Origin of the sequence: Nocardioides sp. GCM10030259 (genome assembly GCF_042666375.1) — a bacterium.
Lineage (GTDB): Bacteria > Actinomycetota > Actinomycetes > Propionibacteriales > Nocardioidaceae > Nocardioides.
On record NZ_JBHTDF010000002.1, the window covers coordinates 112,742 to 127,113 of the forward strand.

The 14,372-nt window shown below is 69.4% G+C and carries 14 protein-coding genes; 3 read left to right on the forward strand and 11 right to left on the reverse strand.

What is annotated here, in order from left to right:
* Positions 1-47 precede the first annotated feature (47 nt).
* The 4 genes from ACFQQI_RS00855 to ACFQQI_RS00870 form a co-directional block, all read right to left on the reverse strand.
* Positions 48-419, reverse strand: a complete 372-nt coding sequence (locus tag ACFQQI_RS00855) for a PH domain-containing protein (RefSeq protein WP_378556497.1) — start codon at positions 417-419, stop codon at positions 48-50.
* A 9-nt stretch (positions 420-428) separates the two neighbouring features.
* Positions 429-3,527 (reverse strand): DUF3427 domain-containing protein, encoded by a 3,099-nt coding sequence (locus ACFQQI_RS00860; RefSeq protein WP_378556500.1) that lies wholly within the window; start codon positions 3,525-3,527, stop codon positions 429-431.
* 41 nt (positions 3,528-3,568) lie between these two features.
* A complete protein-coding gene (locus ACFQQI_RS00865; RefSeq protein ID WP_378556503.1) occupies positions 3,569-4,363 on the reverse strand; it encodes a hypothetical protein in 795 nt (264 codons plus the stop codon).
* Positions 4,364-4,579: 216 nt separating this feature from the next.
* Complete coding sequence (locus ACFQQI_RS00870) at positions 4,580-5,215, reverse strand: hypothetical protein (protein ID WP_378556506.1); 636 nt, start codon at positions 5,213-5,215, stop codon at positions 4,580-4,582.
* Positions 5,216-5,485: 270 nt separating this feature from the next.
* Between ACFQQI_RS00870 and ACFQQI_RS00875 the strand changes: the two genes are divergently transcribed.
* Positions 5,486-6,157: a CHAP domain-containing protein gene (locus ACFQQI_RS00875; protein ID WP_378556509.1), complete on the forward strand. Its 672-nt coding sequence runs from the start codon at positions 5,486-5,488 to the stop codon at positions 6,155-6,157.
* 6 nt (positions 6,158-6,163) lie between these two features.
* Here the strand turns inward: ACFQQI_RS00875 and ACFQQI_RS00880 are convergent, their stop codons facing one another.
* Positions 6,164-6,484 carry a putative quinol monooxygenase gene (locus ACFQQI_RS00880; RefSeq protein ID WP_378556512.1) on the reverse strand — a complete coding sequence of 107 codons (321 nt, stop codon included), beginning with the start codon at positions 6,482-6,484 and terminating at the stop codon, positions 6,164-6,166.
* Positions 6,485-6,535: 51 nt separating this feature from the next.
* On the opposite strand from ACFQQI_RS00880, the gene ACFQQI_RS00885 reads away from it, so the two are divergent.
* On the forward strand, positions 6,536-7,258 hold the full coding sequence (locus ACFQQI_RS00885) for a TIGR02206 family membrane protein (protein ID WP_378556515.1): 723 nt from the start codon (positions 6,536-6,538) through the stop codon (positions 7,256-7,258).
* Here the strand turns inward: ACFQQI_RS00885 and ACFQQI_RS00890 are convergent.
* From ACFQQI_RS00890 to ACFQQI_RS00915, 6 genes are all read right to left on the reverse strand, one after another.
* A complete protein-coding gene (locus ACFQQI_RS00890; protein WP_378556518.1) occupies positions 7,224-8,927 on the reverse strand; it encodes a serine hydrolase in 1,704 nt (567 codons plus the stop codon). The genes ACFQQI_RS00885 and ACFQQI_RS00890 overlap by 35 nt on opposite strands.
* A complete protein-coding gene (locus ACFQQI_RS00895; protein WP_378556521.1) occupies positions 8,924-10,228 on the reverse strand; it encodes an exo-beta-N-acetylmuramidase NamZ domain-containing protein in 1,305 nt (434 codons plus the stop codon). The genes ACFQQI_RS00890 and ACFQQI_RS00895 overlap by 4 nt, the downstream gene beginning before the upstream one ends.
* 70 nt (positions 10,229-10,298) lie before the next feature.
* Positions 10,299-11,330, reverse strand: a complete 1,032-nt coding sequence (locus ACFQQI_RS00900; protein WP_378556525.1) for a hypothetical protein — start codon at positions 11,328-11,330, stop codon at positions 10,299-10,301.
* A gap of 23 nt (positions 11,331-11,353) precedes the next feature.
* A complete protein-coding gene (locus ACFQQI_RS00905; RefSeq protein WP_378556528.1) occupies positions 11,354-11,746 on the reverse strand; it encodes a hypothetical protein in 393 nt (130 codons plus the stop codon).
* A gap of 70 nt (positions 11,747-11,816) precedes the next feature.
* Positions 11,817-13,433 carry a Na+/H+ antiporter gene (locus ACFQQI_RS00910; RefSeq protein ID WP_378556530.1) on the reverse strand — a complete coding sequence of 539 codons (1,617 nt, stop codon included), beginning with the start codon at positions 13,431-13,433 and terminating at the stop codon, positions 11,817-11,819.
* A 33-nt stretch (positions 13,434-13,466) separates the two neighbouring features.
* A complete protein-coding gene (locus ACFQQI_RS00915; protein ID WP_378556533.1) occupies positions 13,467-13,745 on the reverse strand; it encodes a MerR family transcriptional regulator in 279 nt (92 codons plus the stop codon).
* A gap of 103 nt (positions 13,746-13,848) precedes the next feature.
* Here ACFQQI_RS00915 and ACFQQI_RS00920 point away from each other — a divergent pair, with 103 nt between their 5' ends.
* The gene (locus ACFQQI_RS00920; RefSeq protein ID WP_378556537.1) at positions 13,849-14,277 is read left to right on the forward strand and encodes an Hsp20/alpha crystallin family protein; all 429 of its coding nucleotides are present in this window, start codon (positions 13,849-13,851) and stop codon (positions 14,275-14,277) included.
* Positions 14,278-14,372: the final 95 nt, after the last annotated feature.

Here is a 14,372-nt window from a genome sequence, read left to right on the forward strand (position 1 = left end):
GACGTCCCGAGCAAGTGGATGCCCCATTCGTCTGACCTCCCGAGTAGTTAGTGGTTCAGCACCGCCCAGCCGATCAACGAATCGATGCGTCGAACGTCGGCGCCCTTCGCCAACTTGATCTTGATGTGTCCGGCGCGGGTCCACAGCTCGATCTCTGCGTCGCGATCGAGGAAACCGCCGGCGTTCTCGGACGACCACATGTTGATCGAGCTGTACGGCAGCGAGTAGATCTCAACCTTCTTGCCGGTCAAGCCCTGTGCGTCCCGAACGATGAGGCGCTTGGTCGTGAAGACCGCACTGTCACGAAAGGTCTTGAACGCTGCGACTGGTTCCTCACCTTGGACGAGCAGTGGCTTGACGTCCTCCGGAATTGGAATCTCCGTCATGAGAGTCCACGCAGTGATTGAGGCGGTTTCCATCTACTACTCCTAACGCGCGACGACAGATGCTGCGGCAAAGAAGTCAGCCGGCATCGGATGGTCGAGCTGCCACGTGACTGCAATCGGCCGCTCGCCGACGTGAGAAACGTAGGATGCCGGTCCGAGGAAGGTGTACGGCATGGTGGCGAACTCGCCGTCATGCTCCAGCCGACAGAAGAGCAGCACCGTGCTGGTGCCCGTGAGGTACCGCTGTCCCGTGGGTGAGGCGACCGTCGTCGCGTTCTGTGACTCCCAGTGGAACAGGGTCGGGCTGATCGGATAGTCGCGGTACATCGTGGTGGGGGAGTAGTCCGCTTCTGACTTCTTCAGCGTGATGAAGAAGGCGTCGATGTTGAGCGACTCGGAGTAGGCGACCCCTTGCATCACGCTCACCGGGCGTCGCTGCAGGTTGGCGTAGTCGATAGCGGCCAGGATCTCCTCACGCTGGTATCTCGCGTGCACTCGTAGCGGGACGGGTGCAAGGGAACCGCCGAGGTCGATGGCCCGGTGCCGGGTGTCGTCGAAGGCAATGTCGATGACGGTCCTGAGCTCATCCCTGACTGCTAGCTCGCGCCGGAGGGTGTCGAGGCCGGCATCATACGATTCGAAGCCTCCGGCGCCTGGCCACGCAGAGAAGAAGAGCATGCGGGCCAGCCGCTGCTCGGTCGGCGACAGCGCGTCGTATCGACTGGTTGTTTCGAGCAGCGATGGATAGCCAGTGGCTCGCAGGCTGTCATCCACGTGGGCGAAGGCGCGGATGCGCTTCAGGAGTTCGGCCTCGCGTTCAGTACCGACAGCTGTTGACAGCTGTGCATCGCGACGAAGCTGCGTCCACGACTTGGAGCCGCGTCGGAGCACGTCTGACAGCTCGAGCCCGGCTTCTCGAAGGAACGACGGCAAGTCCATGTCGCCATACGAACGCAGCTCCGCGACGATCTGCGGCCAACGAGCCGCGACCTGCATCCTGATGTTCTCCAGGACCGCCGCTTGCGCCTGCTCGTCGAGCACGATCTGGCAACCCGCAGGCAGGAAAGGGAAGCCGCGGTTGATCTGGCGTTCCAAGCCAGCTCGCGTCTCGCCAGTGAGAGCGCGCAGCTTCTGGTCCCATCGAAACTTCTTGTGCTGGTGCCCAACGAAGTCGAGAACGGTCAGCACCGCCTTGTCTACGGTTCGCCGGAGGCCGCGGCCGAACTGCTGCAAGAACACTGTGGCGCTCTCAGTGGGGCGAAGGAATAGCACGGTGTCAACGGCCGGCAGGTCCAGGCCTTCATTGAAGACGTCAACCGTGAAGATGATGTTGATCGAACGATCCCGTAGATCATTGAGCGCCTGCGCACGATCTGTGGACGGCGTTCCCCCCGTCACCGTCCGGGCAGGAACTCCGGCGTCGTTAAAGATCCGCGTCATGTACTCCGCGTGCTCGACAGTCACGCAGAAGCCGAGAGCGCGCATCGCTCCCGGATCGAGCACCTTGTCGCGTAGTTCACGGAGGATGACTCGAGACCGAGCATCGTCGTCGGTGTAGAGACGGGAGAGCTCGGAGACGTCGTACCGTCCCTGGGTCCATGTCAGGCCGCTGAGATCGGTGCCATCCGAGACGACGAAGTAGTGAAAGGGACAGAGCAAGTCGGCGCCAAGCGCATCCCACAGCCGCAGTTCGGCTGCTGTTCGACCTTCGAAGAACGCGTCACGGACATTCACGCCGTCGGCTCGCTCAGGTGTTGCCGTCAGGCCCAGCAGTTCGCGGGGGCGGAGCTGATCCAGGACAGCGCGGTACGTCGACGCCGCCGCGTGGTGGAACTCGTCGATCACGACAACGTCGAAGGCGTCGGGACGGATATTGGATGCGCCGTATGACGACAACGACTGAATGCTCGCGAAGACGTGCCGCCAATGGTCGGGGCGCACGCCGTCGACATACAGCTCTCCGAAGTTCGCGTCGTTCAGAACTTCGCGATAGGTGCGAAGTGACTGCGCAAGGATCTCCTTGCGGTGCGCTACAAACAGCAGGCTTGGGCGCTCGCCGTTCGCGACTTGGCAAAGCCGCCGGTAGTCGAGGGATGCGACCACAGTCTTGCCGGTGCCTGTCGCCGCAACGACGAGATTGCGGTGTCGATCGTGCACTGTTCGTTCAGCCTCGATCGCGTCGAGCATCTCCTGCTGATACGGATAAGGGGTGACTTCGAGGCCGGAGAGCGTGATGGTGACGCGGTCGGTCGACGTCCGTCCAGCGGCTTCGGCGAGGGCAAGCTCGAGGCGATCACCATCGCGGTCGGGATCGTAGAGCTCGTAGCTCGGGTCGTTCCAGTACGTGTCGAATGTCGCCGCGAACTTGCTGAGAAGTGTCGGTGTGCCGGCCTTCGAAAGGCGGACGTTCCACTCCACGCCGTCGAGAAGCGCAGTCTTAGAGAGGTTCGAAGAGCCGACGTAGGCCGTGTCAAAACCCGTCGCGCGGCGGAACATCCACGCCTTGGCGTGCAGACGAGTGCGCTGAGCGTCGTACTGGACCTTGATCTCGGCTCCGAACTGGCGGACCAATCGGTCGAGTGCTCGGCGCTCGGTCGCCCCGATGTAGGTCGTCGTGATGACACGGAGCGGTGCCTTGCGGAGCTTCAGCCGCTCCAGTTCCGGTTCGAGGAGGCGCAATCCATGCCACTTGACGAACGCGCACAGCAGGTCGACCTCGTCCGCTGTGTCGACCTCGGCGCGCAACTCTGAACCGAGGGCGGGTTCACCCGCGGCGTTGGTTAGGAGGGCCGCATCCGAAAGGGGAGTGCTGGGACGGACGTCTCCGTGGGCCTGGATGCCCGGTGCGGGTGGCGGAGCGATTCGGAGCAGTTGGTGCGCGGGGTCGACTACAGCCGGCTCGGATTCATCGATGACCGAAAGGAGCGCGTTCGCCAACCCGATCCTCTTCTCCGCCACACGTTCGGCCGCGAAAGCACGGACCGCTGCTTGGTAGATGTGGCGCGCAAGCACATGCGGCAGCTCAGCGTCGTCTACCTGTCCGGTCACGACGAGCTCGTTTGCGTGGTGAAGAAGCCGCGGCCCCAGGTCGTCGGTGACTAGCTCTTCGTACAAGCCGAATGGCAGCGGGCTATCAGGCACAGGTCGTAGCTTCGCTCAACTCGCCGCGGAGGTGCGGGATGTCAGAGGCCTGTGCACAAGAACTCCGCGTCGCCAATTGCCGGGAATGCGTAAAGCTCGGACGATGCGGCGGGATTGGTCGCAGAGACGGAGATCCGGTAGGGCCGGCCGAGGGGGAGGGTCGTCTTGTGTTCGGAACCTGGCACAAGGACCGGTGACGTGTGGAGCAGCTTGTCATCAGCCTTGATCGCAACCTGGCCGGAGGAGCCGTCAGCCGATTCGTCAGTGACGCCGAAGATGCCACTCATCGTGGTGCAGTGTCGGCCAAGCGTGTAGCGCGACTCCCAGGCAGTTGAGCGCGTGTAGGTGCCCCAACCCTTGTATGCGAGTCCATTGATAGCGAACGTCCACCAGGCCTCGTCCATGATCCCGCCGGTGTCGTAGTAGGACTCGAACGCAGTCAGGGGGATCCAGCGCCAGATCTTGACGCTAAATGGACGGGAGCGGACCACCGTCTTGTCTTGGTACGTCACGACGGCCCGGTAACGCTGCCGGTTGAGAGCGGTCACGGTGGTCCGCAGGGCGACCTTGGGCCCGAGCACGGCGGTACGGCGTACTCCCTCCCACGTCTTGTTGCCCAAGATGTCTGACGTCTGCGCCTCGAGCCGGACGTTCTTGGCTCGGCCTGCCTTGGGCACGCGCACGGTGAAGGTGACGCGGTCACCTTCGACTGCTTCCGCTGGGCCGCGCACGGTCACAGCAGTCGGACGGGCAGGGGACTCGATGGTGCCTGCGCTCGCTGACATCGGCGGCAGTCCAAAGCCAAGAACCAACATCACTAGAAGCCCGAACTTCATTCCCACCATCCCTCGATGCCACGCGTTTGTGGCGGCCAGTATGGGGCGCGCCCGCCGAGTAGCGGACGCTTTCGAGCGAATCGCCGCGCCCCAAACCGCCCCTCGGCAGTCAGCGAAGGGCTGTTGACCCCGTGCCGCCGGAGCAGGGCCGAGGCGGACCTCGCGGGCCGATGGTCATGTGGGCGTCAGTCGGCTGCGCCGGTCTGCCTGAGGTCGTCAGCGGAGCTCGACCACGTAAGCGTCGTGGTCGGAGAGGCTGTCGGCGTCGACGGCGGTTGCCTCCGTAACCTCTGTGCCCGAGGGCACGGCGATGTGGTCGATCGACAGCAGACCCTCGATGCGATGGGGAAGGAGAGCGGTCGGGACGTCGAGGCCGAGCTTCTCCAGCGCGGCGAGGATGGAGGTTCGGCCGCCGATGCTGCCCGACCACTCCCGGCCGGAGAGCGCGTGGTTCCAGTCACCACCCCACACGAAGCGATCGGTCGGCAGGCGTTCGAGGAGCCGCTCGACGGCCGCGGTCGTCTTGTCGGCGTGACGGGTGCCCTGCCACGGGTCCCGGTTCCCGCACGACCGCCACGGGAGGATCGAGCTGCAGAACGTCCAGCCGTCGACGGCCGCCATCGCGCTGGCCGGGTGCGGGTCCGGGACCGGCGTCAGCGGCGGTCGACTGGCGACGCCGGCCCAGCGTCGACGCGGGGCCATGAGCGCCTCGCTGAGGTGGAGGTGGTGACCCGCGAGTGTGAAGCGTTCGCTCACCTCGGTGAGCAACAGGACGTCGCAGTCGAGGTCGAGGAGGAAGCGCTCGTGGTCGGGCGTCCATCGTCCGGCCAGGTTCCAGGTGCCGATTCTCACGAGGATGATCCCAGCGCATCGGTGCGCGATCCCGCAGGCGAACGCACGTTGCAGCCCGCCGCCCCGAGCGGACGTCGCGCGTCACGCAGCCGGTTGACGGAGGTCACACCGCCCCAAGGGATGAGCTGGGGATCCGAGACGTTTCAACTACTGCAGGTCTCATGCTGCGCCGAACGGGCGCGCCCTGCGTAGGTCCCACTCAGCGTTGAGTCGAGCACGAGCGGTACGCCGTGCGGTGGGCCACTGCCCCCGTGCGAGAGGAATCCCGCTGTGTCGTCGTTCATCAAACCGCTGCGCCATGCGCTCGCGTCGCCCGTCTGGCTGTTCGTCATCGTGATGGCGATCGGGATGACCGTGACATCGATCGCGGCCGCGCACGCCGAGCCCGAGCCCGAGGTCTCCGTCACGTCTGACCCGGGCTCGAGCGCGATCGACCCGGACCGCCGGCCCGCCGTCTCCCGCTCCGGTGACCGGACGGCAGTACGCGCCGAGCGCGTCAAGCAGGCCAATCGCGTCGAGCGCAAGCCGGTGCGGCCGGCGCTGCCCCTGGCGCAGAGCAACGCCACCCAGACCGTCGCGTCCGCGATGGCGTCGGCGTACAACGTCCCCGGGCAGTGCCTGGCGTGGGTGCGCGAGCAGGCCGGCGTCCCGTCGCGGTACGCCGACGCGACGACGGCGTGGCAGCACGCGGCGGGGCGGCACCCGGACGACGTGACGCCGCCGCGCGGCGCGGCCGTCTACTGGACCGGCGGCAGCTCCGGCTACGGGCACGTCGCGATCTCGCTCGGCAACGGCATGGTGCGCTCGTCCGACGCGGGCGGGACCGGAGCGGTGGCCACCGTGCCGATCCGGTACTTCGACCGGGAGTGGGGCCAGCTCCGGTACGCCGGCTGGGCGACCTCGATCAACGGCTACCGGATCCCCGGCGTCGCGGGCGCCTGAGGCCGGTCAGCCGACCTTCATCTCGCCGAGCTCGGACCAGTCCGTCCCGGGCACCTGGAAGTTCACGATCCGGGGCGTCTCGACGAGGTACTGCGGCAGGTCGGCCTGTGCCTGCCGGAAGTGGTCCGAGGTCACGTGAGCCCCGGCGGCGTCGTCTTCGAAGGCCTCCACGAGGACGTACTCGTCCGGGTCGTCGAGGGAGCGGGACCAGTCGAACCAGAGGTTGCCCGGCTCGGCCCGGGTGGCCTCGGTGAAGGCGCGCGTGATCTCGGGCCAGCGGTCGACGTGCGCGGGCTTGATGCGGAACTTCGCGGTGATGAAGATCATTTCCTCTTCCTAGCAGGTTGCATCCCGGGACGGTGACGTCATCCTGTGACCATGTCGGCTGCCGAGCGGTTCACGGCGTACGACGCGTCGCACTTCGGGGCGCTCGGGGTGCTGATCCTCGGTGCGGTCCTGCTGGTGGTCGCCGGTCGGGCGCTGGGCGATCGCGACCCGGACGACCGCCTCGGCAAGGGGCTCGCGGTCGTCATCGTCGCCGCCGTCGTCCCGCTCCAGGTCCTGTACTTCACGCCGACGTACTGGAGCCTGGACCGCACCCTGCCCGTCCAGCTGTGCGACGTCGCGTCGGTGGTGGCGGCGTACGCCCTGTGGACCCATCGGCGCTGGGCGGTCGCGCTGACCTACTACTGGGGACTCACCCTGACCACGCAGGCGATCGCGACCCCGGACCTGGCCACGCCGTTCCCGGAGCCGCTGTTCCTCCTCTACTGGCTGATGCACCTCTCGAGCGTGTGGGCGGCCGTCCACCTGACCTGGGGACGGAGGCTGCGACCGGACTGGCGCGGCTACCGGATCGCGATCGCCGGGACCGCCGTCTGGGTGGCCTGCGTCGTGGTCGTGAACGTCGTCGCCGGCACCAACTACGGCTACCTCAACGAGAAGCCGAACTCCGCCTCGATCCTGGACCTGCTCGGCCCGTGGCCGTGGTACGTGCTGGCCGAGGCCGCGATCATCGCCACCGGCTGGGCACTGATCACGTGGCCGTGGGTCGCGACGGCGAGCGCTAGTCCGGAGACGGAGCCCAGCCGTCGGCGGTGAACAGGCTGTCGTCGATCCGGGCGTCGTCGACCCGCACCCGGTCGACGTACACCCCGCGCCCCTGGTAGAGCGCGTCGTTGGCGTACCGCCACCGCACCAGCACGACCCCCGACGACCCGTCGGCCGCGGGCAGCGCCGCGGCGGCGTGGTGCCAGCGTCGTCCGCCGAATCCGGACACGCTGCCGTCGGTCTCGACCGACTCGGCCCCGGACTGCAGCGAGAAGGGGACCGGCGACCAGCTCGCGCCGCCGTCGGTGGAGGCCTCCAGGGTGAGCACGTCGGAGTCCGCCTCGGTGTCGTACCAGAGCCCGAAGGACAGCAGCCCGCCTGAGGTCACGGGCGCCGACAGCACCGGCGTGCGGGCGTCCCCGACGCCGGAGAACCACGCCCGCCGGCCCTCGAGCGGGCGTACGGCGAGCGCCCTGGCCAGGTCGCGGGCGACCGCGCGCCGGGCCGGGTTGTTGCCTCCCCAGTCGCGGGTCGGGTGCACCCGGTTGGTCAGCAGCACGACGAACGAGTCCGACAGCGGGTCGATGACCACCGACGTGCCCGTGAACCCGGTGTGCCCGAAGGTGACCGGGGTCGAGAGGCCGTCCATGTACCACCGCTGGTCGAGCTCGAAGCCGAGGCCGTGGGAGTCGCCCGGGAACGCGGCGTTCTCGTTGACCAGCATCGCCCGCACGGTGTCGTCGTCGAGGATGCGGGCGCGGCCGTAGCGCCCGCCGTTGAGCAGGGTGCGCGCCAGGATGCCGAGGTCGTGGGCGGTCGAGAAGAGGCCCGCGTGGCCGGCGACGCCGCCGAGCGACCAGGCGTTCTCGTCGTGCACCTCGCCGCGGATCATCGGCCGACCCGCCCACGGCTGCGCCTCGGTCGCGGCGATCCGATCGACCAGGTGCGGCGGCGGGTTGAACATCGTGTCCCGCATCCGCAGTGGGCGGGTGATCCCGGTGGCGATGACGGCGTCGAGAGGCTGTCCGGTGACCGCCTCGACCACCAGGCCCAGCGTGATGAGCCCGAGGTCCGAGTAGACGTACGCCGCGCCCGGCTCGGCCGTGGGCGCGACGTCCAGCACGGCGGCCAGCCGCTCCTCGACGGTCGGGTAGCGGCTGTAGAGCGGCACCCAGGCCGGCAGCCCGCCGGTGTGGGTGAGCAGGTACCGGATCGTCACGTCGTCCTTGCCGCGGGCGGCGAAGGCCGGGAGGTACGTCGCCACCGGCTCGTCCAGGCCGATGCGACCGGCCTCGACCTGCTGCAGCACGGCGATCGTCGTGAACGTCTTGGTCACCGACGCCAGGTCGAAGATCGTGTCTCGCCGCACCGGCACCTGCTGCGCGGCCGGCAGCTCGGTCGCGGGGTCGGCGTACCGAACGGCCTTGCCGGCGGCGTCGTGCACCGCGATGACGCCGTGCCGGGAGGCCAGCACCACGCCACCGGCGTACATCGGGTGGTCGGGCGAGGGATCGAGGAAGGACCGCAGGTCGCCGGACATCTGGCGGATCGGCTCCGCGAGCAGGTCCGCCTGGCGTGGCGAGCCGTACCGGAGGTGGTGCTGGTGGAACCGCAGATCCTCGGGGCTCACCTCGACGTCCGCCGCGCGCGCGGGGACCCCGGTGAGGGTGAGCAGACCGGCCGTCACGGCGGCGGCTGCGATCGTGGCGGTCAGCCTCAACGCTGGTGCCCCGGATAGAGCAGGTACTCGGCGCGGAGCGCGCGGAAGTCGCGCAGCTCGGCCCGCCACACGGCGACGACCTCGTCGACGTCGGCGCCGGCGTCGATCGCCAGTCGGACCTGCTCGTTGCCGGACAGCTTGTCGATCCAGTACGACGACGGCGGCGTCTGCGGCGGCGGCGACAGCTCCCGCCACGTCCACTTCTCCGGATAGAGCCGCCGACCGGTCACGATCATCGCGATCGCGGTGCGGATCGCCTCGAACTCGTCGCGGTCGGTGACGTGCACCTGCACGCCGGCGCACGCGACGCCCGAGTGCTTGGAGAACGACGGCGTGAAGTACGCCTCTCGGAAGCCCACACCCGGCAGGTCGAGGGCGGTGAGGGCCTCGGCCCAGCGGTGGTCGACGTACGGCGCGCCGATCAGCTCGAACGGGCGGGTCGTGCCGCGGCCCTCGGAGAGGTTGGTCGCCTCGAAGAGGCAGGTGCCCGGGTAGACGACCGCGGTCTCGACGCGCGGCATGTTGGGCGACGGCATCACCCACGGCTGGCCGGTCTCCTCGGCGTACATGTCGCGCCGCCACCCCGACATCCGGGAGACGGCCAGCTCGACCGGGCCGGCGGCGGCGGTGTCGTCGGGGAGGAACTCGGCGTTGAACAGCCCGGCCAGCTCGCCGACCGTCATGCCGTGCTGCTGCGAGATCGCCTTGCGGCCGACGAAGGTCGAGTGCTCGGGGTGCATCACCGCGCCGTACGCCGCGGTGCCGCCGATCGGGTTGGGCCGGTCGAGCACGACGAACCGGACCCCGGCCAGGGAGGCGGCGACCATGCAGTCGTACATCGTCCAGACGTAGGTGTAGAACCGCGCCCCGACGTCCTGGATGTCGAACATGACCGTGTCGACGCCGGCATCCGCGAAGAAGGCGGCGATCTGCGCCGGGGTCTTCGTGTAGGTGTCGTAGACGGGCACGCCCGTGCGCGGGTCTGGTCCACCGGGCTCGGAGCCGCCGGCCTGGGCGCTGCCCCGGAAGCCGTGCTCGGGGCCGAACGCGGCGGCCAGGTCGACGCGGCCGTCTGCGGCCATCACGTCGACCTCGTGGCGCAGGTCGGTGACCACGCCGGTGGGGTTGGAGATCAGCCCGACCCGCTGCCCGGACACGAGCTGGTAGTCGTCGCGGGCCAGGGTCTCGAAGCCGGTGAGCACCCGGCCACGTCGTCGAGTCCCGCCGTGGGCGGGCACTGTCGTGAGCGCTCCTACGCCTGCCGCTCCGGCCGTGGCCTGGAGGAAGGTACGCCGGCGCATGTCAGTTCTGCATCCCGAGTTGCATTCCGTGACTGTGCTCCCAACCCCACGCCTGGTCAATCCCCTGCGGTCAGGACCACGCCTCGACGGCCTGCTCGAGGTTGAGCGTGATGGCAGCGGCGGCGAAGTGGTGGTCGCCGGTGCGGGCCTGGGTCTCGGCGACGCGAGTGCGGAGGGCGGAGACCGCCTGCCGGGCGTCGTCGACGGACGTGGAGTCGCGGAGGAGCGCGGCGACGCAACGGAGGGCGCGCGCGGTCTGGACGCGGAGGTCGGCGGCGTCGGGGTCGTCGTTCCGGATCTCGGCGCGCTGGTCGGCGATCAGCGCGATCACCTCGTCGACGCAGGCCGTGAGGCTGTGCAGCGCCTGGGCGCGCAGCTCATGACGGTTGGACGTCTCGGCCCAGCGGACGGCCTTCCAGTTGGCGCGGCGCGCCTCGCGCGCCTGCCTGATGAGGTGGTCGGCGGCGCGCGCGGTCTGGTCGAGGGAGTGGCGGAGGGAGTTCCAGTCCTTCTCGCTGACGATCTCCTCCTCGAGGGCGGTGGCCAGCTCGTCGAGCTGGTCGGCGAGCTGCGCGCGGAGCCGGTCCTGGGCGATCGCCGCCGGGGTGAGCAGCAGCTGGGGGAGCGCGACATTGACGCCGACACCGACGAGGGCGCCGAAAGCGGTGAGGCCGCCGTACGCCGCGGAGTACTCGACCGGGTCGCCCTTGCTCGCGACGAGCACGAACATCGCGGCCAGTGGCACCCAGCCGCCCATCGAGCCCGCCACCCCGCCGGCGGCCACCAGGCTCGCGAAGATCACGGCCAGGCCGAGCGGGACGGGGTCGGGCAGGGGGAGCAGCTGGGCGGCCAGCGCGATGGCGGATCCGAGCAGGATCGCGACGACGACGTCGATCGAGCTCCGCGCCGAGACCGCGACCGAGGTCGACACGACGGCCAGGGCGCCCAGCGGCGCGTAGTAGGGGTACTCCGCGGCGAACCCGAACGGCAGCACTGCCAGCCACGCGAGCATGACGGCGAGCGCTGCCTTCAGGGCGAGCGCGATGTCAGGGTGGGCACGTGCGACGGCCCGGGCGCGGCGTACGACGGTGGTCGTGCTCATGCAGGACCTGTACCCGCAGACGGTCAGCGGCTGACGCGGGCCACGCAGACCTCGCCGGAGGCGCGATGGACCGCGCGGAACCTGTAGTGGTCGGTGCCGGGGGCGTTGCCGGTGCGGCGCTCGACGTCGAAGGAGCCGCTCGGGCCGTGGGTCATCGCGACGCCGCTGGCGACGACCTTGCCGTTGTGGCGCAGCTTCCAGCGCCAGGTGTGGCCGGAGCGGTTGCTGTCGATCTCGGCCTCGACCTCCATGCGGCCGTCGTCGGGTCCGGCCTTGATCTTCCAGTCGGTCGGGCCGGAGCACGAGCCGCTGCGCTCGCGGTCGTCGTCGTTGCCCGCCGAGACGGGCGCGGCGGTCGCGAGGGCGAGAGCGGGGACGGTCAGCAGGGCGGCGGTGGCGAGGGCCAGGGTCTTCATGACCTCAACTGTGCCCCGTCCGGATGGGGCGCATGTGAGGCGACGGTGAGAGTCCACTCATGTAGGGAGGTCAGCGCCGGGGCGGCAGCAGGACCTCGCGGTGGTCGAGCTCGCGCTCGAGCACGCGCAGGCTGGCGTCCGGGAGCTGACCGGTCTCGCGCATGCGGAGGAGCTCCTCGCGCTCGGCCTCGATGACGGCGAGGTGGAGCTGGACGGCTGCCTCGTACGCCGAGTCGGCCGGGATCTGCCGGTCGGCGTCCTCGAGCACGTCGAGGCGCTGCTGGTACCGCGTGAGCCGGTGCTCGAGCTGCGCCCGGAGCGTGGCGACCGCCCCGTCCATGCCCGCGCTGTGCTCGCCTCGCTCGAGCTCGTCGAGCCGGGCCAGGCCCGCCCGCGCAGCCGCGGACCGCGCCTCGTTGCGCAGGCGGGCCTGGTCGACGGCGTTCGCGCGCAGCCCGAGCATCCGGACCAGCGGGCCGAACGTCACGCCCTGGCCGACCAGCGTCACGAGCACGACCAGGAACGCGCAGAAGATCAGCAGGTTGCGGTCGGGGAAGGGCTCGCCGCTGTCGGTGAACCGCGGCAGCGTGTAGATCGCGGCGAGCGTGATGACGCCGCGGGTGCCCGCCCAGCTCAGCACGAGCACCTCGCGGGCGCCGAGTCGTTCGCGGGCGCCGCCGCCGAGCCGGGTGTGCAGCCGGCGGGGGAGCAGCTGCGTGGCGACCAGCCAGACCGGCCGCAGCAGGAGGGCGACGCCGACGCTGATGGCGGCGGCGATCACGATCGTCGATGTGTCGTACAGGTGGAGGCCGCGCACGACCGTCGGCAGCTGCTGGCCGATCAGCAGGAAGACGAGGCCCTCGAGGAGGAAGCTCACCAGGCGCCAGACCGCGTTGACCTGCAGCCGGCTGGCTCCGGACACGGAGCGCGGGCTGTCGTGGCCGATCGCGAGCCCGGCGATCACCACGGCCAGCACGCCGGAGACGTGCACCTCCTCGCCCACCAGGTAGGCGATGAACGGCGTGGCGAGGGAGACGGCGTTGAGGATCAGGGGGTCCTGCGACCACCGGCGGGTCCAGCGCACGGCGTACGCGACGAGGAGGCCGACGAGTACGCCGCCGGCCGCCGCGACCACGAACTGGCCCGCCGCTGACCACGTCGAGAAGCCGTCGCCGGTCGCCGCCGACACCGCGACCGTCAGCAGCGTCAGCGCGGTGGCGTCGTTGAGCAGGCCCTCGCCCTGGATCAGCGTGAGCAGTCGCGGCGGCAGGCCGACCTTGCGCCCGACGGCGAGCGCCGCGACCGGGTCGGGGGGAGCGATCGCCGCGCCGAGCGCGACTCCGGCGGCCAGCGTGGCGCCGGTGACGAAGAGCGCGAACCCCGCGCCGACCAGCAGGGCGGTCGCCAGCACGAGGAGCACCGACAGGCTGACCACCGTCCGCAGGTTGTGGCGGATCGCCGTCAGGCTCGAGTCGAGCGCTGCGCTGTAGAGCAGCGGCGGGATCAGCAGCGTGAGCACGAGGTGGGGATCGAGCTGGACGTTCGGGCCGGGCAGGACGGCGTACGTGATGCCGATCAGTGTGAGCAGCGCCGGCGCCGGGAGCCCGGTGCGCTCGGCGACCCGGTGGGTGAGGACGATCGCGGCGACCGCAGCGAGCACGAGCAAGAGCGTCGTCGAGACATCCACGGGCCTATCCTCCCGGGCCGTCCGAAATGGCGCTCACCGGCGGAGTCGCGCGACCTCGGCCTGCAGATCGGCGATGCGCGCCTCCAGCTCGATGACCCGGGAGATGCCGGCGAGGTTGAGCCCCTCGGCGAGCAGCTCACGGATCCGGTGGAGGCGGTCGATGTCGTCGGCGCTGTACAGGCGGCTGCCGCCGGCGGTCCGGTCGGGCTCGAGCAGGCCGCGGCGCTCGTAGACGCGCAGGTTCTGGATCTGCATCGACACCATCTCGGCGGCGACCGAGATCGCGAACACCCCTCGACCTCTCTCCGGCACGTCTTGATTTTGCCTGACGGATGGAATATAAGAAACCTGTATCCAGCGTTATAGATACGGACCCGGAGCCACGGGTCCTCGGCATCAGGACCAGGAGGACATCATGTTGCTGCGCACCACCGATCCGTTCCGTGACTTCGACCGCCTGACCCAGCAGCTGCTCGGCACCACCAACCGTCCCGCGGTGATGCCGATGGATGCCTGGCGCGAGGGCGACCAGTTCACGATCGAGTTCGACCTGCCCGGCGTGGCGAAGGAGAGCATCGACCTCGACGTCGAGCGCAACGTGCTCACCGTCCGCGCGGAGCGAGTCGCCCGCAACGGCGACTGGGAGGCCCTGGCGTCCGAGCGTCCGAAGGGCGTCTTCAGCCGGCAGCTCGTGCTGGGCGACAACCTCGACCTCGACCGGATCGAGGCGTCGTACGCCGACGGCGTGCTGCGCCTCGTCGTGCCCGTCGCGGAGCGGGCGAAGCCGCGCAGGATCGAGATCAACGACTCGACCGACTCCGAGCGCACGGCGATCGAGGCCTGACACTCACGCAGGGTCAGGGCAGAGAGGGGCCGCTCCCGGCAGGGGCGGCCCCTTCGTGCTGCCCGGCACCTTGCGGCACCGACGTGCGCAGGAGC